Annotated in this window: 19 protein-coding genes and 1 tRNA gene; 12 read left to right on the top strand and 8 right to left on the bottom strand. The window is 71.3% G+C overall.

What is annotated here, in order from left to right; all coding sequences use genetic code 11:
* Positions 1-2: 2 nt before the first annotated feature.
* From G6W55_RS11865 to G6W55_RS11880, 4 genes are read right to left on the bottom strand one after another with little or no spacing between them, the layout of a single operon-like run.
* Positions 3-863 carry a 2Fe-2S iron-sulfur cluster-binding protein gene (locus G6W55_RS11865; RefSeq protein WP_175520784.1) on the bottom strand — a complete coding sequence of 287 codons (861 nt, stop codon included), beginning with the start codon at positions 861-863 and terminating at the stop codon, positions 3-5.
* On the bottom strand, positions 860-2,683 hold the full coding sequence (locus tag G6W55_RS11870) for an NADH-ubiquinone oxidoreductase-F iron-sulfur binding region domain-containing protein (RefSeq protein ID WP_175520785.1): 1,824 nt from the start codon (positions 2,681-2,683) through the stop codon (positions 860-862). The genes G6W55_RS11865 and G6W55_RS11870 overlap by 4 nt, the downstream gene beginning before the upstream one ends.
* A gap of 3 nt (positions 2,684-2,686) precedes the next feature.
* Positions 2,687-4,606 carry a molybdopterin oxidoreductase family protein gene (locus G6W55_RS11875; RefSeq protein WP_175520786.1) on the bottom strand — a complete coding sequence of 640 codons (1,920 nt, stop codon included), beginning with the start codon at positions 4,604-4,606 and terminating at the stop codon, positions 2,687-2,689.
* A complete protein-coding gene (locus tag G6W55_RS11880; RefSeq protein ID WP_175520787.1) occupies positions 4,603-5,574 on the bottom strand; it encodes a 2-dehydropantoate 2-reductase in 972 nt (323 codons plus the stop codon). Before G6W55_RS11880 ends, G6W55_RS11875 begins: the two co-directional genes overlap by 4 nt.
* Positions 5,575-5,819: 245 nt before the next feature.
* On the opposite strand from G6W55_RS11880, the gene G6W55_RS11885 reads away from it, so the two are divergent.
* The 4 genes from G6W55_RS11885 (at position 5,820) to G6W55_RS11900 (ending at position 9,237) form a co-directional block, all read left to right on the top strand.
* Positions 5,820-7,163 (top strand): OFA family MFS transporter, encoded by a 1,344-nt coding sequence (locus G6W55_RS11885; protein ID WP_175520788.1) that lies wholly within the window; start codon positions 5,820-5,822, stop codon positions 7,161-7,163.
* Positions 7,129-7,266, top strand: coding sequence for a hypothetical protein (locus G6W55_RS11890; RefSeq protein WP_175520789.1), 138 nt, complete (start codon positions 7,129-7,131; stop codon positions 7,264-7,266). Before G6W55_RS11885 ends, G6W55_RS11890 begins: the two co-directional genes overlap by 35 nt.
* Positions 7,267-7,429: 163 nt before the next feature.
* On the top strand, positions 7,430-8,377 hold the full coding sequence (locus G6W55_RS11895) for a beta-ketoacyl-ACP synthase III (protein ID WP_175520790.1): 948 nt from the start codon (positions 7,430-7,432) through the stop codon (positions 8,375-8,377).
* A 182-nt stretch (positions 8,378-8,559) separates the two neighbouring features.
* On the top strand, positions 8,560-9,237 hold the full coding sequence (locus G6W55_RS11900) for a GntR family transcriptional regulator (RefSeq protein ID WP_175520791.1): 678 nt from the start codon (positions 8,560-8,562) through the stop codon (positions 9,235-9,237).
* 78 nt (positions 9,238-9,315) lie between these two features.
* On the opposite strand, the gene G6W55_RS11905 is transcribed toward G6W55_RS11900, so the two are convergent.
* The 4 genes from G6W55_RS11905 to G6W55_RS11920 all read right to left on the bottom strand — a co-directional run bounded on the left by G6W55_RS11905 (position 9,316) and on the right by G6W55_RS11920 (position 15,925).
* A complete protein-coding gene (locus tag G6W55_RS11905) occupies positions 9,316-10,704 on the bottom strand; it encodes an OFA family MFS transporter (protein ID WP_175520792.1) in 1,389 nt (462 codons plus the stop codon).
* 123 nt (positions 10,705-10,827) lie between these two features.
* Positions 10,828-12,972 carry an acetate--CoA ligase family protein gene (locus tag G6W55_RS11910; RefSeq protein ID WP_175520793.1) on the bottom strand — a complete coding sequence of 715 codons (2,145 nt, stop codon included), beginning with the start codon at positions 12,970-12,972 and terminating at the stop codon, positions 10,828-10,830.
* 4 nt (positions 12,973-12,976) lie between these two features.
* Positions 12,977-14,209, bottom strand: coding sequence for a formyl-CoA transferase (frc, locus tag G6W55_RS11915; RefSeq protein WP_175520794.1), 1,233 nt, complete (start codon positions 14,207-14,209; stop codon positions 12,977-12,979).
* 9 nt (positions 14,210-14,218) lie between these two features.
* The gene (locus G6W55_RS11920) at positions 14,219-15,925 is read right to left on the bottom strand and encodes a thiamine pyrophosphate-binding protein (RefSeq protein WP_175520795.1); all 1,707 of its coding nucleotides are present in this window, start codon (positions 15,923-15,925) and stop codon (positions 14,219-14,221) included.
* A gap of 141 nt (positions 15,926-16,066) precedes the next feature.
* Between G6W55_RS11920 and sucC the strand changes: the two genes are divergently transcribed.
* From sucC to G6W55_RS11960, 8 genes are all read left to right on the top strand, one after another.
* On the top strand, positions 16,067-17,197 hold the full coding sequence (gene sucC / locus G6W55_RS11925) for an ADP-forming succinate--CoA ligase subunit beta (protein WP_175520796.1): 1,131 nt from the start codon (positions 16,067-16,069) through the stop codon (positions 17,195-17,197).
* An 11-nt stretch (positions 17,198-17,208) separates the two neighbouring features.
* Positions 17,209-18,093 (top strand): succinate--CoA ligase subunit alpha, encoded by an 885-nt coding sequence (gene sucD / locus G6W55_RS11930; protein WP_175520797.1) that lies wholly within the window; start codon positions 17,209-17,211, stop codon positions 18,091-18,093.
* Between the two features lie 63 nt (positions 18,094-18,156).
* On the top strand, positions 18,157-19,698 hold the full coding sequence (locus G6W55_RS11935) for an aldehyde dehydrogenase family protein (protein ID WP_175520798.1): 1,542 nt from the start codon (positions 18,157-18,159) through the stop codon (positions 19,696-19,698).
* Between the two features lie 155 nt (positions 19,699-19,853).
* Positions 19,854-19,938, top strand: a tRNA-Leu gene (locus G6W55_RS11940).
* A 445-nt stretch (positions 19,939-20,383) separates the two neighbouring features.
* Positions 20,384-21,553, top strand: coding sequence for a sensor histidine kinase (locus G6W55_RS11945; RefSeq protein WP_175520799.1), 1,170 nt, complete (start codon positions 20,384-20,386; stop codon positions 21,551-21,553).
* Positions 21,550-21,951 carry a roadblock/LC7 domain-containing protein gene (locus G6W55_RS11950; protein ID WP_030789326.1) on the top strand — a complete coding sequence of 134 codons (402 nt, stop codon included), beginning with the start codon at positions 21,550-21,552 and terminating at the stop codon, positions 21,949-21,951. Before G6W55_RS11945 ends, G6W55_RS11950 begins: the two co-directional genes overlap by 4 nt.
* Entirely contained in the window at positions 21,948-22,325 is a 378-nt protein-coding gene (locus G6W55_RS11955) for a DUF742 domain-containing protein (RefSeq protein ID WP_030789328.1), read from the top strand. The genes G6W55_RS11950 and G6W55_RS11955 overlap by 4 nt, the downstream gene beginning before the upstream one ends.
* The gene (locus tag G6W55_RS11960; protein WP_030789330.1) at positions 22,300-22,893 is read left to right on the top strand and encodes an ATP/GTP-binding protein; all 594 of its coding nucleotides are present in this window, start codon (positions 22,300-22,302) and stop codon (positions 22,891-22,893) included. Before G6W55_RS11955 ends, G6W55_RS11960 begins: the two co-directional genes overlap by 26 nt.
* The last annotated feature ends 7 nt before the right edge of the window (positions 22,894-22,900 follow it).

Genomic DNA, 22,900 nt, shown 5'->3' on the forward strand with positions numbered 1-22,900 from the left:
GATCAGCCCCGGTTCTGTACGTGCTGGTAGCCGAAGCGGCCCTTGATGCAGAGGTTCCCGTGGGTCACCGGATTGTCGTGCGGCGAGGTGACCTTCACGATCTCATTGTCCTGCACGTGCAGCGTCAGGCCACAGCCCACACCGCAGTACGCGCACACCGTGGTGGTCCGGGTCTGCGCCGACTCGTCCCACGTCCCCGCCGCGCGCCGGTCGAACTCCGACCGCGGCGACAGCGCTCCGGTCGGGCACACCTCGATGCAGTTCCCGCAGTACACACAGGCCGAGTCGGTCAGCGGCGCGTCGTGCTCGACGGCGATCCGGGCGTCGAAACCGCGCCCCGTCACGGAGATCGCGAAGCTGTTCTGCCACTGGTCGCCGCAGGCGTCGACGCACTTATAGCACAGGATGCACTTGGCGTAGTCGCGCACGTACAGGTCGTTGTCGACCTTCGGGGAGTCGTTCAGCCGGGCCGCGTCGGGGCCGAACCGGTCCGGCTTCGCCTCGTACTCCTTGATCCACTCCGCGGCCCGCGGCGTCGTCGACAGATCGACCGAGGAGGCCAGCAGCTCCAGGACGATCCGGCGGCTGTGCCGGGCCCGCTCGGTGTCCGTGCGGACCACCATGCCCGGCTCGGCCCGCCGCGAGCACGCCGGCACCAGGGTGCGCGCGCCCTCCACCTCGACCACGCACACCCGGCAGGCGTTCTTCGGCCGCAGGGTGTCGCCCTCGCACAGCGTCGGCACGTCCTTCCCGACGGCCCGGCAGGCGTCCAGGATCGTCGCGCCCTCCGGCACCCGGGCCGAATCCCCGTCGAGGGTGAACTCCAGCAGCCGGCGCGGGATCCCCAGCGGTGTCACGGTCATTCGTACGCCCCCAGACGGTCGATCGCGGATTCCACGGCGTTCCACGCGGTCTGTCCGAGACCGCAGATCGAGGCGTCCCGCATCGCCCGCCCCACCTCCCTGAGCAGCGCCACGTCGTCGGCGGCGGCCGCGCCCGTGCGGTCCGCGAGCCGCCGCAGCGCCTCCTCCTGCCGTACGGTCCCGACCCGGCAGGGCACGCACTGCCCGCAGGACTCGTCGCGGAAGAACTCGGCGATCCGCAGCAGCAGTCGGGGCAGCGGGACCGTGCCGTCGAAGGCCATGACGACACCGGAACCGAGGGTGGTGCCGGCCTCGCGGGTGCCCTCGAAGGTGAGCGGCAGATCCAGCTCGTCGGGCCGTACGAAACCGCCGGCCGCCCCGCCGAGCAGGACCGCCCGCAGCCCCGGACGCACCCCGGCCAGCTCCAGCACCTCGCCGAGCGTGGCGCCGAACGGCAGCTCGTAGACGCCGGGACGCGCCACGCTCCCCGACACGCAGAACAGCTTGGGGCCCGTGGACCGTCCGGTGCCGATCGCCGCGTAGGCCGGCGCGCCCATGGTCAGCACCGGCAGCACGTTGACCAGCGTCTCCACGTTGTTCTCGACGGTCGGCCTGCCGAACAGCCCCTTCTCCACCGGGAACGGCGGCTTGGAGCGGGGCTCGCCGCGGTAGCCCTCGATGGAGTTGAACAGCGCGGTCTCCTCGCCGCAGATGTACGCCCCCGCGCCCCGCCGGATCTCGATGTCGAAGGCGAACCCCTGCCCGAGCACGTCGTCGCCGAGCAGCCCCCGGGCCCGCGCCTGTTCGACGGCGTGCCGCATCCGGTGCAGGGCCCGCGGGTACTCGCCGCGCAGATACAGGTACCCGCGGTGGGCGCCGGTCGCGTACCCGGCGATCGTCATGGCCTCCACCAGGGCGTACGGGTCGCCCTCCATGAGGACGCGGTCCTTGAAGGTGCCCGGCTCCGACTCGTCGGCGTTGCACACCAGATGGTGCGGGCGGTCCGGCTGGGAGGCGGTGGCCTGCCATTTGCGGCCGGTGGGGAAGGCGGCGCCGCCCCGGCCGAGCAGTCCGGAGTCGGTGACCTCGCGGATCACCCCGGCGGGGCCGAGCGCGAAGGCGCGGCGCAGGGCGGTGTAGCCGCCGTGGGCGCGGTAGTCGTCGAGCGAGGACGGGTCGACCACCCCGACCCGCCCGAGCAGGACGAGGCCGTCCTGTCCCGCCTGGGGTACGGCGGTCGCCGCCGGCGGCTCCTCGGGCGCCGCGTCCGGGGCGGTCCCGGAGAGGACGGCCGTCTCGACGTCCGCCGGTGCCGCCACCGCCGTACGCACCGGGTCGCCGGCTCTGATCGCGAGGGCGGCCGGGGCGCGTTCGCACAGGCCGAGGCAGGGGGAGCGTTCCACCGCCACCCCGCTGCCGGGTCCGAGCCGGGACTCGACGCCGGCGCACAGGTCGCCCGCCCCGGCCGCCGTGCAGGCCAGGTCCGTGCAGACGTGCAGGACGGTCGCCGGGCGGGGCCGCACGGAGAACATCGCGTAGAAGGTGGCGACGCCGTACGCCTCGGCCGGCGGCACGGTCAGCCGGCGGCACAGATGGCCGAGGGCGCCCTCGCTGATCCAGCCGATCCGGTCGTTGATCGCGTGGAGTCCGGGCAGCAGCAGATCGCGGCGGTCCCGGGCCGCCCGTCCGCCACGGGCCCAGCGCAGGTCGGCGTCGGTGCGGTCCGCGCCCTCCCAGGCGGACTCGGCCGGCCCCAACAGGGCGTCGACGGCGGCTCGTTCCTCGTCGGTCGGCTTGCTGTCACCGAAGCGCAGGTCCACGCGTCACCTCACCCCGGTCGCGGCCGGAAGCTTCTCGATCCGGATGGCCGACGCCTTGAACTCCGCCGTCCCCGCGATCGGGCAGTTCGCCTCGATCGTCAGCCGGTTGGTGTCCACCTCGTCGGGAAAGTGCATGGTCATGAAGGCGAGCCCGGGGCGCAGCGCGGTGTCGATCCACACCGGCGCCACGACCGACCCGCGCCGCGAGGCGACCCGCACCTCCTCGCCGACGACGACGCCGTAGCGCTCGGCGTCCTCCGGGCACAGCTCCACGAACTCGCCGCGCCGCAGCGGGGAGGCGTAACCGCCGCTCTGCACACCGGTGTTGTAGGAGTCCAGGCGCCGTCCGGTGGTGAGCCGGATCGGGTAGCGCTCGTCGGTCAGATCGACCGGCGGATCGTGCCGCGCGATCCCGAACGGCGCCCGCCTGCCCCGGCGTGCCGGGTCGGGGTCCCACAACCGGCCGTGCAGATAGCCGGGTTCGAGGTCCTCGGTGCTCGGGCAGGGCCACTGGATGCCCTGGTGCTCCGCCAGCCGCTCGTACGTCATCCCGTAGTGGTCGGGGGAGACCGAGCGCAGTTCGTTCCACACGGCCTCGGCGTCGGCGTACTTCCAGTCGTGGCCGAGGCGGCCCGCCAGGTCGCAGAGGATGTCGATGTCCTCGCGCGCCTCACCGGGCGGGTCGACCGCCCGGCGGACCCGCTGGACCCGCCGTTCGCTGTTGGTGGTCGTGCCGTCGGTCTCCGCCCATCCGGCGGTGGCCGGCAGCACGACGTCCGCCAGTTCGGCGGTCCTCGTGAGGAAGATGTCCTGCACCACGAGGAAGTCCAGCGCCCGCATCCGGCGCACGGCCTGTTCGCTGTCGGCCTCCGACTGCGCGGGGTTCTCGCCGATGCAGTAGACGGCCTTCAGCGTGCCCTCCTCCATCGCCTCGAACATCTCGGTGAGGTTCAGCCCGTGGCGCGGCTCCATGACCGTGTCCCACGCGGTCTCGAACTTCCGCCGGGTGCCGGGGTCGAGGACGTCCTGGAAGCCGGGCAGCCGGTTGGGGATCGCGCCCATGTCGCCGCCGCCCTGCACGTTGTTCTGGCCGCGCAGGGGCTGCAACCCCGAGGCGTACCGGCCGACATGGCCGGTCAGCAGCGACAGGTTGATCAGCGCGCGCACGTTGTCGGTGCCGTTGTGGTGCTCGGTGATCCCGAGGGTCCAGCAGAGCTGGGCGCGCTCGGCGCGGGCGTAGGCGTGCGCCAACTCCCTGATGGCGGCGGCCGGTACGCCCGTCACCTTCTGCGCGAGCGAGAGCGTCCAGGGCTCCACGAGCGCCTTGTACTCCTCGAAGCCGGAGGTGGCCCGCTCCACGAACGCCTCGTTGACCAGGCCCGCGTGGATGATCTCGCGGCCGATCGCGTGCGCCATCGGGATGTCGGTGCCGACGTCGAGCCCGAGCCAGCTCTCCGCCCACTCGGCGGTGGAGGTGCGGCGCGGGTCGACGGCGTACATCCGGGCGCCGTTCCTGATGCCCTTCAGTACGTGCTGGAAGAAGATCGGGTGCGCGAAGCGGGCGTTGGAGCCCCACATCACGATGAGGTCGGTGTGCTCGATCTCCTCGTACGACGAGGTGCCCCCGCCGGATCCGAAGGCGGCCGACAGGCCCGCGACGGACGGCGCGTGACAGGTGCGGTTGCAGGAGTCGACGTTGTGGGTGCCCATGACGACCCGGGCGAACTTCTGCGCCACGTAGTTGGTCTCGTTGGTGGCGCGGGCGCAGGAGAACATGCCGAACGCGTCCCGGTTGCGCGCGAGGCCCCGGGCCACGCGGTCCAGGGCCTCCTCCCAACTCGCGCTGCGGAAGGGCTCGTCGCGGGAGTCGCGCACCAGGGGATGGGTGAGCCGGGTGTAGGTGGTGGGCCGACGCTTCCTCATGCGGCGCTCCTCAAAGCGAGCAGGTCCGAGATGGCGTGCACGGTGCGCAGGGTGGGCACCGGGACGCCGGTGATCTCCGCCAGTTCGACGACCGCCGCGAGGAGCACGTCGAGTTCGAGCGGTTTGCCGCGCTCCAGGTCCTGGAGCGTGGAGGTGCGGTGGTCGCCGACGCGCTCCGCGCCCGCGAGCCGGCGCTCGATGGAGACACCGACCTCGCAGCCGAGGGCCTCGGCGACCGAGAGCGTCTCGCGCATCATGGTCTCGATGACCCGGCGGGTGCCGCCGTGCAGGCACATCTGCCGCATGGTGGCGCGGGACAGGGCGCTGATCGGGTTGAATGAGATGTTGCCGAGCAGCTTGAGCCAGATGTCGTTGCGCAGGTCCGGCTCGACGGGGCACTTGAGCCCGCCCTCCCGCATGGCCTCGCCGAACCGCGCACAGCGCGCGGAGACACTGCGGTCGGGCTCGCCCACCGAGAAGCGCGTGCCCTCCAAGTGCCGTACGACGCCCGGGGCTTCGAGTTCGGTGGCCGCGTAGACCACACAGCCCACGGCCCGTTCGGGTGCGAGCACGGCGCTGACCGCGCCGCCGGGGTCCACGCTCTCGACGCGATGGCCGTCGTAGGGGCCGCCGTGCCGGTGGAAGTACCACCAGGGGATGCCGTTCTGGGCGGCGATCACCGCCGTGGTGTCGTGCAGCAGAGGCTCGATCAGCGGCCCGCACGCCGCGTACGAGTGGGCCTTGAGGCCGAGGAACACGAAGTCGGCCGGGCCGATCTCCGCCGGGTCGTCGGTGGCGTGGGCGCGGGCGGTGAAGTCGCCGCGCGGACTGAGCACCCGCACCCCGTCCCGCCTCATGGCCGCGAGATGCGGTCCACGGGCGACGAGATGCACGTCGGCACCGGCGCGATGGAGCGCCGCACCGACGTAGGCGCCGATCGCACCGGCGCCGAGGACTGCGACTTTCATGACGGGGAAGCTCCGTTCGGTCGAGGGTACCGAGGAACTGCCGAACTCTGTCGACTGAATATTGTCTACAGTATGGGTCTTGGGGCGGCAAGGGTTCGCGCACGCCCCGCGCGCACTTCCCCCGCACTCCCCGCACAACGGCCCGGCGGGGCCCGACCGTTCGGCGCAGCCCGCATACCGTTCACCGCATACCGTCGACGCGGCGGCTTCTCAACTCCGGTGATCCTTCCTACCGTCCGGGTCCCATGAGTCCCCCCATCGCACCGGCCGGCTGGAGCCGCTGGCTCGTCCCCCCGGCCGCCCTCTCGGTCCATCTCTCCATAGGCCAGGCGTACGCCTGGTCCGTGTTCAAGCCGCCACTGGAGTCCGCGCTCGGGCTCAGCGGCACCCAGAGCGCGCTGCCCTTCCAGCTCGCCATCGTCATGCTCGGACTGTCCGCCGCGTTCGGCGGCACGCTCGTCGAGCGCAACGGGCCGCGCTGGGCGATGACGGTCGCCCTGGTCTGCTTCTCCTCCGGCTTCCTGATCTCCGCGCTCGGCGCCGCCACCGAGCAGTACTGGCTGATCGTCCTCGGCTACGGCTTCGTGGGCGGCATCGGCCTCGGCATCGGCTACATCTCGCCCGTCTCCACCCTGATCAAGTGGTTCCCCGACCGGCCCGGCATGGCCACCGGCATCGCGATCATGGGCTTCGGCGGCGGCGCGCTGATCGCCTCGCCCTGGTCGGCGCGGATGCTGGAGTCCTTCGGCACCGACCACTCCGGCATCGCGCTCGCCTTCCTGGTGCACGGGCTGTCGTACGCCGTCTTCATGACGCTCGGCGTGCTGCTGGTGCGGGTGCCGCGCCCCGCGGAGCGGACCGCGGGCGGTGCCGGCGTGCCCGCCGCCGCGGCCGGTGAGGGGATCTCGGCGGCCGCCGCCGTGCGCACCCCGCAGTTCTGGTGCCTGTGGGTGGTCCTGTGCATGAACGTGACCGCCGGCATCGGCATCCTGGAGAAGGCCGCCCCGATGATCACGGACTTCTTCGCCGACACCTCCACCCCGGTCTCCGTCACGGCCGCCGCCGGCTTCGTCGCCCTGCTCTCGGCCGCCAACATGGCCGGGCGCATCGGCTGGTCCACCACCTCCGACCTGATCGGACGCAAGAACATCTACCGCGTCTACCTGGGCGTCGGCGCGGCCATGTACGCCGTGATCGCCCTGCTCGGCGACTCCTCCAAGCCGGTGTTCGTCCTCTGCGCCCTGGTGATCCTCTCCTTCTACGGCGGCGGCTTCGCGACGATCCCCGCCTATCTGAAGGACCTGTTCGGCACCTACCAGGTCGGCGCGATCCACGGGCGGCTGCTCACCGCCTGGTCGACGGCCGGGGTGCTCGGCCCGCTGATCGTCAACTGGATCGCCGACCGGCAGGAGGAGGCCGGCAAGCACGGCGCCGATCTCTACTCGCTGTCCCTGTTCATCATGATCGGGCTGCTCGCCGTCGGCTTCGTCGCCAACGAACTGGTCCGCCCGGTCGCCCCCCGTCACCGCCTCACCGCTCCGAAGGAGGCCGCCGATGTCCCGGCCCGACAGCAGCCAGAGTCCGCCTGACCGGCGGCCGCTGATCGCGTTCGCCTGGCTGTGGGTGGGCGTACCGCTCGCCTACGGCCTGTACGAACTGGTGCAGAAAGCCACGAAACTCTTCACCGGCTGACCTGCCGCGCTCAGGTGTTCGAGAAGTGTCCGGACGTCCGGGGCATAGCGGGAAGCCGACAACCCCGGCGCCGGTTTCCTGTCGTAACACCTGTCCTCGTACCCGTGAGTCACTGATCAGACTGGTGGATCCCGCAACCCACGGCAACGAGGGGGACCTCCACATGAACGGCTCGCGCATCGCCGCCGTCGGCCATTACCAGCCCGCCAAGGTGCTCACCAACGAGGACCTGGCGGGCCTGGTCGACACCAGTGACGAGTGGATCAGGAGCCGGGTCGGCATCCGCACCCGCCACATCGCCGGCCCCGACGAGCCCGTGGACGAGCTGGCCGCGCACGCCGCCGCCAAGGCCCTCGCGGCCGCCGGCTTGACGCCCGGGGACATCGACCTGGTCCTCGTCGCCACCTCCACGGCGGTCGACCGCTCGCCCAACATGGCCGCCCGGGTCGCCGCCCGCCTCGGCGTGCCGAGCCCCGCCGCGATGGACGTCAACGTCGTGTGCGCCGGGTTCACCCACGCGCTGGCCACCGCCGACCACACCGTGCGGGCGGGTGCGGCGACCCGGGCGCTGGTCATCGGCGCCGACAAGATGTCCGAGGTGACCGACTGGACCGACCGCACGACCTGCGTCCTGGTGGGCGACGGGGCGGGCGCGGCGGTCGTCGAGGCGTGCCCCGACGGCGCCGAGCCCGGTATCGCGCCGGTGCTGTGGGGGTCGGTGCCCGAGATGGGGCACGCCGTGCGCATCGAGGGGCAGCCCGCGCGGTTCGCGCAGGAGGGGCAGAGCGTCTACCGCTGGGCCACCACCAAGCTGCCGCCGCTGGCCCGGCAGGCGTGCGAGCGGGCCGGGCTCGGGCCCGAGGACCTCGCGGCCGTCGTCCTGCACCAGGCGAACCTGCGGATCATCGAGCCCCTCGCGGAGAAGATCGGCGCCGTCAACGCGGTCGTCGCCCGGGACGTCACCGAGTCCGGCAACACCTCCGCCGCGAGCATCCCGCTGGCCTTCTCCAAGCTCGTCGAGCAGGGCGTCGTCGGCACCGGCGACCCGGTGCTGCTCTTCGGCTTCGGCGGCAACCTGTCGTACGCCGGGCAGGTCGTGCGCTGCCCCTGAGGCGGTGACGTGACGGAGCCCACCCCGCCGGGCCCTCGCATCGGTGCGCCGTAGACTGTAGACGAAAGACAATCGATACTCGGCTGTAGGCGGTACGCCGGCACGGACGGCGGCCGCGTTCCGCCGAACACGTGGCTTTCCGGCCGCGGTTGCCCGGCGCTGCCCAGGAGGGGACCCGACCGATGTTGTCGACAGGACTGCCGCAGGGCGCGGTGCCCAAGCTCGAACGGCCCGGCCCGCTGCGCGACCGCGTCTACGAGGCGCTGCTCGAACTCATCACCACCCGGGCCCTCCGGCCCGGCCAGCACCTCGTGGAGAGCGAGCTGGCGGGGCATCTGGGGGTCTCCCGGCAGCCCGTGCGGGAGGCGCTCCAGCGGCTCAACACCGAGGGCTGGGTGGACCTCAGGCCCGCCCAGGGCGCGTTCGTGCACGAGCCGACGGAGGAGGAGGCCGACCAACTCCTCACCGTCCGTACGCTGTTGGAGGCGGAGGCCGCCCGCCTCGCCGCCGCGCACGCGGACCAGGCCGGGATCACGGCCCTGGAGGAGATCCTCGCCCTCGGCATGCGCGCCGCGGAGGACGACGACGTCGACGCGGCCGTCGCCCTCAACGCCCGTTTCCACGCCCGGGTGATGGAGCTGGCGGGCAACGCGGTCCTCGCCGAACTCGCGGCCCAGGTCGACCGCCGGGTGCGCTGGTACTACACCCCCGTCGCCCGCCGGCGCGGCCGGCAGTCCTGGATCGAGCACCGCGACCTGATCGCCGCGATCGCCGACCACGACGAAGCCCGCGCGACCCGCCTGATGCGCGAACACACCGAACACACCCGCCGTTCGTACCACGACCGCGCCAAGGACTAGCCGGCACGCCTGGGCCCTCCCCGGACCCGTACAGGCCGCTGGGGAGGGCTCCACGCGTGCGGGTGTGGTCCGTTCGGGTCAGGCCGTCTCCTCCCCGAGGGGCTGTGGGTTGGGGACCACCTTGCGAGGGTTCGGCCGGTCCGGGGCCCGCAGGAACAGCGCCAGGACGGCGGAGGCCAGCCCGATGGAGCCCGCGATGACGAACGCCCCTTCGTAGTCCCAGGCGTTGACCACCACCGCGCCCATCCCGGAGCCCACCAGGCCCGAGATGAGCTTCGAGCTGTAGACCATGCCGTAGTTGGAGGCGTTGTTGTTCTCCCCGAAGTAGTCCGCGGTCATCGCCGCGAACAGCGGGAAGATCGCGCCGCCGCCGAACCCGGAGACCATGGAGCAGAACAGGAAGAACGGCATGCTGCCCATCTGGCCGGAGACCAGCACCCCGAACTGGGCGGTGCCCAGCACCACACAGACGATGATCAGCGTGTTGCGCCGGCCGTAGCGGTCGGAGATCCAGCCGATCACCCCGCGCCCGGTGCCGTTGACGATCGCCTTCAGGGACATCGCCGTGGCCACGATCCCGCCCGCGAACCCCATGTCCTTGCCGAACGGCACCTGGAAGGCGATCCCGAAGATGTTGATGCCGGCCGTGCACAGCAGACAGAACCACATCATCCACAGCACCGGCGTACGGGCCGCCTCCCTCGGCGTGTACTGCTTCACCGCCGGCGGGTTCTTCTCCAGCGCCCGGCGGATCTTCGGGTCGTCCGTCATCCGCAGCGGATCGACATGCGCCGGCCACCAGTTCTTCGGCGGATCCTTGAAGAACCAGCCGGCGAACGCCACCACCGAGCAGCAGACCAGGCCCACCAGCACCAGGACGCCCTGGTAGTTGCCCAGGTCCATGTACGAGGTGAACAGGAACACGAACGGCACCGAGCCATAGGCGAAACCGCCGTTGACCAGGCCGGTCTTACCGCCCTTGCGCTCCGGGTACCACTTGCCGACCATGTTCACGCAGGTCGCGTAGACCAGGCCGGCGCCGATCCCGCTGAACATGCCGAAGCCGATATAGGCGACGATCACATGCGGCGCGAACGCCAGCGACAGATAGCCGCAGACGGTGCCGAGCGCGCCCAGCATCATCGCGTACCGCGCGGGGAGCCGGCCGCTCTCACGGAGCTGCCCGGCGGGGAAGGCCACGGCCGCCTGGAAGAACACCCAGACGCCCATCAGCCAGAAGATGTGCCCGCTGTTCCACAGATGGGCCTCGTGCAGGGTGTCCTCGGCCGAGGTGAACGCGTACTCCGAGGAACTGATGCCGAGCATGCCCATCCAGGGGAAGAGCACCATGGTCCAGCGTGGCCGCCCCATGATGTCCCGGTCGGTCTCGCCGATCCGGTACACGCGGCCGTTGCGGTCCGTCACCTCCCGACAGGGGAGGGACGTGGTGAAGTCGGTGGTCGTCATGTCTGTGCAGCACCCCTTGCGTCGAAAGTTCTGGCCAGCGCCCCCTGTCCAATGCCTTTCGTGCGCGCCCGGGTCCCGGGGCCGGCCGGCGCGCACCCGCCGGCCGGCCCCCTCTCCCTCACGTCATGAACCGCCCCCCAACCGCCCCGCCGCCCGCGCCCACCGGTACTTGGCGCCGAGCACGTCCACCGGCCGCTCGGTCGTGTACGGGTACGCCACGACGCCCCGCTCGTACAGGTACCGGCACGCCTCCTCGACCTCGACGTCCCCGGCGAGGGAGGCCACCACCGGCTTGACGATCCCGCGCTCCCGGAACTCGGCGACCACCCGCGCGGTCAGCTCGGCGAACACCATCGGGGGAGTGACGACGGTGTGCCAGTAGCCGAGGACGAGCGCGTGGATCCGCGGGTCCTGAAGACCCAGCCGGATCGTCGCCTCGTACGTCGACGGCGGCTCGCCCCCGGTGATGTCGACCGGGTTGCCCGCCGCCCCGAAGGGCGGGATGAACTCCCGGAAGGCGGCGTCCAGATCGGGCGGGATCTCCATCAGCGTCAGGCCGTTGTCGGTCACCGCGTCCGACAGCAGCACCCCGCTGCCGCCCGCGCCGGTGATGATCACGACGTTGTCGCCCTGCGGTGTGGGCAGCACCGGCAACGCGCGCGCGTACTCCAGCATGTCGTTCAGCCCGGCGGCCCGGACTACCCCGGCCTGGCGCAGGATGTCGTCGTACACCGCGTCGTCGCCCGCGAGCGCCCCGGTGTGCGAGCCCGCCGCCCTCGCGCCCGCCGCCGTGCGCCCCGCCTTGAGGACGATCACCGGCTTCTTCGGGACGGTCTCCCGGGCGGCCGCCACGAACGCGCGCCCGTCCTTGAGGTCCTCCAGGTGCATCGCGATGCACTGCGTGTGCGGGTCCTCGCCGAACCAGGTCAGCAGGTCGTCCTCGTCGAGGTCCGACTTGTTGCCGAGCCCCACGATCGCCGACACCCCGGTCTTGGTGGTGCGGGCGAACCCCAGGATCGCCATGCCGATGCCGCCCGACTGCGAGGTCAGCGCCACCGAGCCCTTGACGTCGTACGGCGTGCAGAACGTGGCGCACAGGTCCTGCCACGTCGAGTAGTAGCCGTAGATGTTCGGCCCGAGCAGCCGGACGCCGTACCGCTCGGCGACGGCGACGATCTCGTCCTGGAGCGCGTGCTCGCCCGTCTCCGCGAAACCGGAGGGGATGAGCACGGCGTTGGGGATCCCCTTGCGCCCCACCTCCTCCAGGGCCGCCGCCACGAACTTGGCGGGGATCGCGAAGACCGCCACATCCACCTCACCGGGAACGTCGGTGACACTCTTGTACGCCTTGCGGCCCTGGATGTCATCGGCCCGGGGGTTCACCGGATGGATGTCTCCGGCGAAGCCGCCGTCGATCAGATTGCGCATCACCGAATGGCCGATCTTGCCCCGCTCGTCGGACGCGCCGATCACGGCGACCGACGAGGGCTGCATCAGCCGGCGCATCGACACGAGGATCTCCTCGCGGCCGTACGTCCGGCGCGGCGCCGGCTGCGACTCGGCGAGGATCACCCGGATGTCGGCGGCCGTCGCGCCCTCCGGTGTCGCGATCACCGGGTTGAGGTCCACCTCGGCGATCTCCGGGAAGTCCGCGACCAGTCGGGACACCCGGCGGATCTGCTCGGCGACCGCCCACCGGTCGACGGCGGGCCTGCCGCGCACCCCGCGCAGGATCTCCGCCGCCCGGATCGAGTCGAGCATGGACAGCGCCTCGTCGGCGTCCACCGGCGCCAGCCGGAAGGTGACGTCCTTGAGCACCTCGACCAGCACCCCGCCGAGCCCGAACGCCACCACCTTCCCGAACGTCGGATCGGTGACCGCCCCGACGATGACCTCCTGTCCCTCGGGCAGCAGCTCCTGGATCTGCACGCCCTCGATCCGCGCCGACGCGTCGTAGGCGCGCGCGTTGCCCACGATCCGGTGGAACGCGGCCCGTACGTCCGCCGCGCCCTCCACGCCCACGACGACCCCGCCGGCGTCGGTCTTGTGCAGGATGTCCGGCGACACGATCTTCATCACCACCGGCCCGCCGAACCGCGCCGCGTACGCCACGGCCTCCTCGACGTCGGCCGCCAACTCCTCGCCCGGTACGGCGATCCCGTACGCGTCGGCGACCACCTTGCCCTCGGGCGCGGTGAGCGCGGTGCGCCCCGACGCCCGTACGGCGTCGAGCAGCGCCCGCACCCGTGCGGTCCGGTCCTCGGCCATCACCTCAGATCACCCCGTTCGACTTGAGCAGCCGCAGTTCCTCGTCACCGAGGCCGAGTTCACCGACGTACACCTCGGCGTTGTGCTCGCCGAGCAGCGGTGCGGTGGTCACCTCGACGGGGGAGTCGGAGAGCTTCAGCGGGCTGCCCACGGTCAGGAACTCGCCGCGCTCCGGGTGCGGGACGCGCACCACCATCTCGTTGGCGGCCAGCGACGCGTCCTCGACGATCTCCTTGGTGGACAGGATCGGCCCGCACGGGATGTCGTGCGCGTTGAGCCGCTCCAGCACCTCCCACTTGGGCAGGGTCGAGGACCACTCCTCGATGAGCTGGAACATCTTGTTCAGCCGAGGCAGCCGGGCCCGCGGGGTGGCCCACTCGGGGTCGTCGGCGAGTTCGGGCCGGCCGATCAGCGCGCTGAGCGGCCGCCAGCCGACCGGCTGCACGATCACGTACACATAGTCGTTCGGGCCGCCCGGCGCGCACCTGACGGCCCAGCCGGGCTGGCCGCCGCCCGAGGCGTTCCCCGAGCGGGGCACCTCGTCGCCGAAGTCGTCGTTGGGGTACTCGGCGAGCGGGCCGTGCGCCAGGCGCTGCTGGTCGCGGAGTTTCACCCGGCACAGGTTGAGCACGGCGTGCTGCATGGCCACGTTGACCCGCTGCCCGCGCCCGGTGTGCTCGCGCTGGTACAGCGCCGCGAGGATGCCCGCCACGGCGTGCACCCCGGTGCCCGAGTCCCCGATCTGGGCGCCGGTCGCGAGCGGCGGCCCGTCCTCGAAGCCGGTGGTCGACATCGACCCGCCCATGGCCTGCGCGACGACCTCGTACGCCTTGAACCTGGTGTAAGGGCCGTCGCCGAACCCCTTGATGGAGGCGTAGACGATCCGCGGGTTGATCTCCCGGACCCGCTCCCAGGTGAACCCCATGCGGTCGACGGCGCCGGGGCCGAAGTTCTCCACCATCACGTCGGAGCGCCGGATCAGCTCGGTGAGGATCTCCTTGCCGCGCTCGGTCTTGGTGTTGAGGGTGATGCTGCGCTTGTTGCAGTTGAGCATCGTGAAGTACAGGGAGTCGACGTCCGGCAGGTCGCGGAGCTGGCCGCGCGTGATGTCGCCGGTGGGCGCCTCCAGTTTGACGACGTCCGCGCCGAGCCAGGCGAGCAACTGGGTCGCGGAGGGGCCGGACTGTACGTGGGTCATGTCGAGGACGCGGACGCCTTCGAGGGCCTTCGTGGGCACGGACTCACCTCACTTGTACATGGTCTGGTTCATCGTTCCGGGGGCGTACGCGTCCGGGTCGACCCAGACGTTGATCAGCGAAGGCTTCCCGGACTCGCGGGCGCGGCGCAGCGCGGGGCCGATGTCGGCGGGGTCGCGCACTTCCTCGCCGTGACCGCCCAGCATCCGGGCGAACTCGTCGTAGCGGACGTCGCCGAGGGTGTTGCCGACCCGCTCGCGCTCGGGGCCGTACTTGGCGGCCTGGCCGTAACGGATCTGGTTCATCGAGGAGTTGTTGCCGACGATGCCGACGAAGGGCAGGTCGTAGCGGACCAGCGTCTCGAAGTCCCAGCCGGTCAGGGAGAACGCGCCGTCGCCGAAGAGGGCGACGACCTCCTTGTCGGGCCGGGCCTGCTTGGCCGCGAGCACGAAGGGCACGCCGACGCCGAGGGTGCCCAGCGGTCCCGGATCCATCCAGTGGCCGGGGGACTTGGGCTGGACGACCTGGCCGGAGAAGGTGACGATGTCGCCGCCGTCGCCGATGTAGATCGAGTCCTCGGTGAGGAAGTCGTTGATCTCGCTCACCAGCCGGTAGGGGTGGATGGGGGAGGCGTCGGAGCGGAGCTGCGGCAACCTCTTGTCGAGCGCGGTCTGTTCGGCGGCGCGCAGCTCGTCCAGCCACTCCTTGCGCCGGGACGCGCCGCCGTTCACCCGCCCGGAGGCCGCCTCGGTCACCGACTTCAGCACCAGCCCGGCGTCCCCGACGATGCCGAGGTCGATGTCGCGGTTCTTGCCCACGGTGCGGTAGTCGAGGTCGATCTGCACGACGGTCGCGGCCGGGGACAGCCGCTTGCCGTAGCCCATGCGGAAGTCGAAGGGCGTGCCGACGATCACGATCACGTCGGCGTGGGAGAACGCGTAGCGCCGGGAGAGCTGGAAGTGGTGGGGGTCGCCGGGCGGCAGGGTGCCGCGCCCCGCGCCGTTCATGTAGGCGGGGACGTTCAGGGTGCGCACCAGCTCGACGGCCGCCTCGGTGCCGCGGGTCGTCCAGACCTGGCTGCCCAGCAGGATGGCGGGCTTCTCGGCGTGGGTGAGCAGATCGGCGAGCCTCTCGATCGCCTCGGGGTCGCCGGCCGAGCGGGTGGAGGCGCGGTAGCCGCCGGGCCGGGGCACGCGCGCCTTCTCCACCGGCACCTTGGCGTCCAGGACGTCGCGCGGGATCTCCAGGAAGGAGGGGCCGGGCGCGCCGTGGTAGCACTCGCGGAACGCCATGGAGACCATGTCCGCGACCCGCGCCGTGTCCGGCACGGCCGCCGCGAACTTGGTGATCGGCGTCATCATGTCGACGTGCGGAAGGTCCTGGAGGGACCCCATCTTGTGCTGGGCGAGGGCGCCCTGACCGCCGATCAGCAGCATCGGGGACTCCGCGCGGAAGGCGTTGGCGACGCCGGTGACGGCGTCGGTGGTGCCGGGGCCGGCCGTGACGACCGCGCAGCCGGGCTTGCCGGTGATCCGCGCGTAGCCGTCGGCGGCGTGGGCGGCGACCTGTTCATGGCGCACGTCGACGACTTCTATGCCCTCGTCGACACAGCCGTCGTAGATGTCGATGATATGGCCGCCGCACAGGGTGTAGATGCGGTCGACGCCCTCGGCCTTGAGCGCTCGGGCGACGAGATGACCACCGGAGATCGTGTCCCGGGCGGCGGGGGGCTGGTCGTGGGGCCGGTCGTCGGGCATGGCGAAGTCCCGTCCCTTCGTAGGGGGTTGGAAGGTCTCGCGGTACATTGCATACAGTCGACGAATACTGTATGAAGCTTGTTATCCCGCATCCGGTGGGTGGTGTCCAGGGGGCGTGCGGCACTTTCGGAAGGAGCCGGAATGGACCTGTACGAGCACCAGGCACGACAACTCTTCGACAGACACGGCATCGTGGTACCGAGGGCGGAGGTCACCGACTCGCCCAAGGAAGCGCGGGAGATCGCCCGCCGGCTGGGCGGCCGCGCGGTGGTGAAGGCGCAGGTGAAGACCGGCGGCCGGGGCAAGGCGGGCGGTGTCAAGTTCGCCGCCGACCCGGCCGCCGCCGAACTCACGGCCCGTCAGATCCTCGGCATGGACATCAAGGGGCACCGCGTCGGCACGGTCATGCTGGCCGAACCCGTCGCCGTCGAGGTCGAGTTCTACGTCTCCTATGTACTCGACCGTGCGCACGGCCGCTTCCTCGCGATCGCCTCCGCCGAGGGCGGCATGGACATCGAGGAGGTCGCCGCCACCCGGCCCGAGGCCGTCGCCCGGGTGCCGGTCGACCCCGCCGAGGGCGTCACCGCGTCCAAGGCGGCCGAGATCGCCGAGGCCGCCGGACTGCCGGCCCGCGCCGTCGACGTCCTGGTCCGGCTCTGGCAGGTCCTGGTCCGCGAGGACGCCCTGCTCGTCGAGGTCAACCCGCTCGTGCGCACCACCGGGGGCCAGATCCTCGCCCTCGACGGCAAGGTCACCCTCGACGACAACGCGGCCTTCCGGCAGGCCCGTTGGGGTGCCGAGACGGGCGGGCACACCGACCCGCTGGAGGCGGCGGCCGCCGCCAGGGGCCTCACCTACGTCCGGCTCGACGGCGAGGTCGGCGTCATCGGCAACGGCGCGGGCCTGGTGATGTCCACCCTCGACGTGGTGGCCGGCTGCGGCGCCCGGCCCGCCAACTTCCTCGACATCGGCGGCGGCGCCTCCGCCCAGGTCATGGCCGACGGCCTCGGCGTCATCCTGTCCGACCCGGCCGTCCGGTCCGTCCTCGTCAACGTCTTCGGCGGCATCACCGCCTGCGACGCCGTCGCCGAGGGCATCGTGCGCGCCCTGGACACCGTACGGCTGACCAGGCCGCTCGTCGTCCGGCTCGACGGCAACAACGCGGCCCGGGGGCGGGAGATCCTCGACGCCCGCCGCCATCCGCTGGTCGAGCAGGCCACCACCATGGACGGCGCCGCCCGGCGCGCCGCCGACCTCGCCACCGCAGCCTGAGGAGACCGCACATGGCCATCTACCTCACCCAGGAGAGCAGGGTCCTCGTCCAGGGCATGACCGGCGGCGAGGGCATGCGGCACACCCGGCGGATGCTCGCCGCCGGCACGGACGTCGTCGGCGGCGTCAACCCGCGCAAGGCGGGCCGCAGCGTCGACTTCGGGGAGCGCACGGTCCCCGTCTTCGGCTCCGTCGCCGAGGGCATCGCGGCGACCGGCGCCGACGTCAGCGTCGTCTTCGTGCCGCCCGCCTTCGTCCGGGCCGCCGTGACCGAGGCCGCCGACGCCGGCATCGGTCTCGCCGTCGTCATCACCGAGGGCGTCCCCGTCCACGACTCGGTCGCCTGCACGGCGTACGCCGCGGCGCGCGGCACCCGGATCATCGGCCCCAACTGCCCCGGCCTGATCAGCCCGGGGCAGTCCAACGCGGGCATCATCCCGGCCGACATCACCAAGCCCGGCCGGATCGGACTGGTCTCCAAGTCCGGCACCCTCACCTACCAACTCATGTACGAGCTGCGGGACATCGGGTTCTCCACCTGTGTCGGCATCGGCGGCGACCCGGTCGTCGGCACCAGCCACATCGACTGCCTCGCCGCCTTCGAGGACGACCCCGACACCGAACTGATCGTCCTCATCGGCGAGATAGGCGGCGACGCCGAGGAACGCGCCGCCGGGTACATCCGCGACCACGTCACCAAGCCCGTCGTCGGCTACATCGCCGGCTTCACCGCGCCCGAGGGCCGCACCATGGGCCACGCCGGCGCGATCGTGTCCGGCTCCTCGGGAACCGCGCAGGCGAAGAAGGAGGCGCTGGAGGCGGTGGGCGTCCGGGTCGGCGGCACCCCGACCGAGACCGCGGCGCTCGTCCTCGCCGCCCTGGAGGGAACGGCCTGACGCCTTCCCCTCCACCTCTGACCTCGTCTTTCTCTCGCCGTGCACCGAGAGCGGAGCATGCCCATGACCACCACCCTCACCCTCAAGTCCGGCACCTCCTGGGCCGACGCCTGGAGCCGCTGCCTCGCCGTCGCCCCGGAGGCGTTCCGCGACGACCGGGTCCTCAACCTCTGGAACTCCGGCTGGCAGGCGGACGGCCGTCCGCTGCCCGCCACCAGCCCGGTCGACGGAAGCCCCGTCGCCGGACCGCCCCGGCTGGACGGGGCCACCGCCCACCGCGCCGTCCGCGCCGCCCTCGACCGGCACCGCGCCTGGCGGCACGTGCCGCTCGCCGAACGCCGGGCCCGGGTCGCCGCCACCCTCGACGCCCTCGCCGCCCACCGCGACCTGCTCGCCCTGCTGCTCGTCTGGGAGATCGGCAAGCCCTGGCGGGCGGCCCGGGCCGACGTCGACCGGGCCCTGGACGGGGTGCGCTGGTACGTCGACGGCATCGAGGCGATGACCGAGGGCCGGGCCCCGCTGGACGGGCCCGTCTCCAACATCGCGAGCTGGAACTACCCGATGAGCGTGCTCGTGCACGCCCTGCTGGTGCAGGCCCTGGCCGGCAACGCGGTCATCGCCAAGACCCCCACCGACGGCGGCGTCGCCTGCCTCACCCTGGCCTGCGCGCTCGCCGCCCGCGAGGGCGTCCCGGTCACCCTCGTCAGCGGCAGCGGCGGCGAGCTGTCGGAGGCGCTGGTGCGGGCGCCCGAGATCGGCTGCGTCTCCTTCGTCGGCGGCCGTGACACCGGCGCCGCCGTCGCCACCGCCGTCACCGGCCTCGGCACCCGGCACATCCTCGAACAGGAGGGACTCAACACCTGGGGCGTGTGGAACTACTCGGACTGGGACACCCTCGCGGCGACCGTCCCGGGGCTCTTCGACTACGGCAAGCAGCGCTGCACCGCCTACCCGCGCTTCGTCGTCCAGCGCGAGCTGTTCGACGCCTTCCTGGCCGCCTATCTGCCCGCCGTGCGCACCCTGACCGTCGGCCACCCGCTGGCCGTCGAACGGCGCACCGACCCCTACCCCCGCCCGGACTTCGGGCCGGTGATCAACGCGGCCAAGGCGAAGGAGCTGCACGACCAGGTCGCCGAGGCCATCGACCGCGGCGCGGTCCCGCTGTACCGGGGCAGCCTCGCCGACGGCCGCTTCCTGCCCGGCCAGGACACCTCGGCGTACGTCCGGCCGGTCACCCTGCTCAACCCGCCGCCGTCTTCTCCGCTGCACCACGCGGAGCCGTTCGGGCCGGTCGACACCATCGTCCTGGTCGACACCGAGGCCGAGCTGCTGGCCGCGATGAACGCCTCCAACGGGGCCCTGGTCGCCACCCTGTCCACCGACGACCGGGCCACCTTCGACCGGCTGGCCCCGCAGATCCGCGCCTTCAAGGTGGGGCACGGCCGGCCCCGCTCGCGCGGCGACCGCGAGGAGCTGTTCGGCGGCTTCGGCGCGTCCTGGCGGGGCGCCTTCGTCGGCGGCGAACTGCTGGTGCGCGCGGTCACCCGGGGCCCGGCGGGGGAGCGGCTGCCGGGGAACTTCCCGGAGGACCGGCTGACGTCCTGACGCCCTGATGCTCTGACGTCCTGACGCTCTGACGTGAAGTGAGCGAATGGTCACCCTGGGTCGTTCCGGCGGGCGGATACGCAGGTGAAACGCACTCCGAAACCTTGGTATTGTTGTCCATGTCGCCGCGGGGGAACCCGCGCGACAGACACCTTGTCCGGGTGGCGGAATGGCAGACGCGCTAGCTTGAGGTGCTAGTGCCCTTTATCGGGCGTGGGGGTTCAAGTCCCCCCTCGGACACTCTCACTCTCTGTGTCGATCAATAATCGCTCGGTGAGTATTCATGACCCGCATCCGGGGTTCTCCGGATGCGGGTTTTGTCGTTCCCGGCGCCGGTACGGAGCAATTGCTCGGTTGTCGCCGCTTGCCGCCCGTTGACGCCCGAAATTGCCGGAAGGCCGTTTATCGGTTGCCCTGCCGCCTGCTTCTGGGACGTTGTCCCGGATCTGCTCACCGGGTTGCTGACGCATCGTCAAAGTTCACCATAGTCCGCATATTGACGGTCGGTGGCCCGTTCTTGTGGTGATACGATCACGCTCGCTTGTAGAGCGGGCGGATGGGTGCAAGACGACATCTCCGACTACGGGGACAGTCCGGGCGGCAACCCCGGTGCGGGCGGTCCGCCGGTCCACCCGCATTTGACGGGAATTCAGCAACTGGCCGTCAGTCGCCTGAAGAGAGTCTTATGACTGATTACATACAGAACCCGGTACTCTGGGCTCTCCTCGTCGCCGTACTCGTCTCCGTCGCCCTCATAGTTCGCCAGCGCAGGGCGGCGCGGACGTTAAGGCAGGAGTTCGCAGATCTCCGGGCTCGGCACATCGAGCTGGAGAACGGGTACGCGAAATCCGTCGAGGCAGCCCAGGAAAGAGCCGACGAGGCTACGAAAACGGTCCTGAAGTCCGCGATGCGGACACTCCAGGGCCTCGCCGCGGAACAGCAGTTGATCGTTTCCCGGCTCCAGAACAAATACGGCGAGTCGGTGATCCTCCAGGACCTTCTGGAGATCGACCACACCAACTCCCAGTTCGGCCGCCGCGCCCAGTCCATCGCCGTGCTCTGCGACGGCTGGCTGGGACGTCAGCGCGATGTCGCGTCGGTCTACGACGTGGTGCGCAGCGCCCAGGGAAGAGTCCGCCACTACCGGCGGGTGGAAATTCTCTCGCAGGTGGACTTCGGTATCACCAGCCGCGCCGTGGAACCCGTGGCGCTGGCCCTCGCGGAACTGCTCGACAACGCCACGAGTTATTCCAGCCCCGATACTGTTGTTGAAATCAACATTCGTACCGTGCCCAAGGGAATCTGTATCGTCGTCGACGACGCGGGTGTCGGTATGAACGACGAGGAGCGGGCCCGCGCCGAAAAACTGCTGACCAGCGACCGCGTCTCCGGCGTCGCCGCGCTCGGCAATCCGCCGCAGTTCGGCTTCGCGGTGATCGGCGTCCTCAGCGAACGCTTCGGCTTCGAGGTGTCCGTGGACTCCAGCTCCCCCTACGGAGGTGTCCGCGCCGTCCTGCTCCTGCCCCACGACCTGCTCACCAGCGCTCCCGAGCAGAAGGAGCCGGCCCCGGTCCTCCCCGCCGCCGCCCCCCAGACCCGAGGCGGTGGACCCGAGGCCGCGGTGCCCATGACCACCTCCGACGGCCTGCCGAAACGCCGCCGCAAGCGGCCCATGGCGATCGTGCCGGGAACGCCCTCGGCGGGCCCCGCGACCGCCGGCCGCTCCGGTGCGGAGACGGCCGCCATCATGGGCGCCTTCCAGCGCGGCACCCGGTCGGGCCGGGCCGTCCAGCCGGAGCCGGAACAGTCGAGCAGCACCCGTGGTACGAGCAGCGAAGGGCATGAGTTCTCGTGAACGACGACCTGTCATGGATGCTTGACAGCGCCCTGGAGATTCCCGGGGCCCTGCACGCCGTCCTGATCTCCGCCGACGGCCTGCTGATGGCACGGACGCAGGACTTCGGCAAGGACGACGCGGACCGGGTGGCGGCGGCGATGAGCGGCGTGCAGTCGCTCAGCCGCTCGCTCGCCTTCTTCTGCGAGGACGGCAGCCAGAAATGGCGCCAGACGCTCGTCGAGTTCGACGGCGGCTGGGTGTTCCTCATATCCGCCGGCGAGGGCGCCTACCTCGGCGTCTCGGCGTCGCCGGAGGTCGACATGCAGGACATCACCTTCCGCATGCAGCAGCTCGTCGGCCAGCTCGGCAAGGCGCTGACCACGCCGCCGCGCGAGAACCTCGGCGCCCGGTCATGACGGGATTCGGCGAACTGGAGTCACAGACACCGGAGTTAGTGCGTCCGTACGTCATCACCAAGGGCCGCGGACTGCCCGACGAGGAGCAGCTCTCCCTCATCACGCTGGTCACGGCCGCCGCCGACCATCAGCAGCGGCCCACCCGGCTGTCCCCCGAGGAACAGAGCCTGCTCGACCTGTGCGCGGCCGGCTACCTCTCGGTCGCCGAGATCGCGGGGCACACCCAACTGCCCCTCGGCGTCGTCAAGATCCTCCTCGCCGCCCTGACCGAGGGCGGCTACCTCGTCACCCGCCCGCCCGTCCAGCGGGCCCCGCTCGCCGACCGGGAGATCCTGGAGGAGGTGCTGAATGGTCTCAGGGCCAAGTTTGGATGAGCACGACTACGTCCGTGAGGGCGCGACCCAGACGGCCGTCAAGATCCTCGTGGTCGGCCACTTCGCGGTGGGCAAGACCACGTTCATCGGCGCGATCTCCGAGATCCAGCCGCTGACCACCGAGGAGACGATGACCCGGGCCGCCGAGTCCGTCGACGACCTCAAGGGGGTCCAGGGCAAGACCACCACCACGGTCGCCATGGACTTCGGCCGGCTGACGATCAGCGACCGCGTCGTGCTCTATCTGTTCGGAACGCCGGGCCAGCAGCGCTTCGTGCAGATGTGGGAGGACATGGCACGCGGCGCGCTCGGCGCGCTCGTGCTGGTCGACCCCGAACGACTCGCGGACTCCTTCGCCGTGATCGATCTGATCGAGCAGTACGGACTCGACTACGCCATCGCCGTCAACCACTTCGACGGCTCGCCGCTGCGCGACGAGATGGCCCTGCGCGAGGCACTGGACCTGCTCGACGACACCCCCGTCGTCACCTGCGACGCACGCGACGAGCGGTCCTCGGCCGAAGCGCTGATCACCCTCGTCCGTCACTTGCAGGACCGCGCACACTAGGAGCGAC

The organism is Streptomyces sp. CAI-85, from assembly GCF_013363615.1.
GTDB lineage: Bacteria > Actinomycetota > Actinomycetes > Streptomycetales > Streptomycetaceae > Streptomyces > Streptomyces antibioticus_B.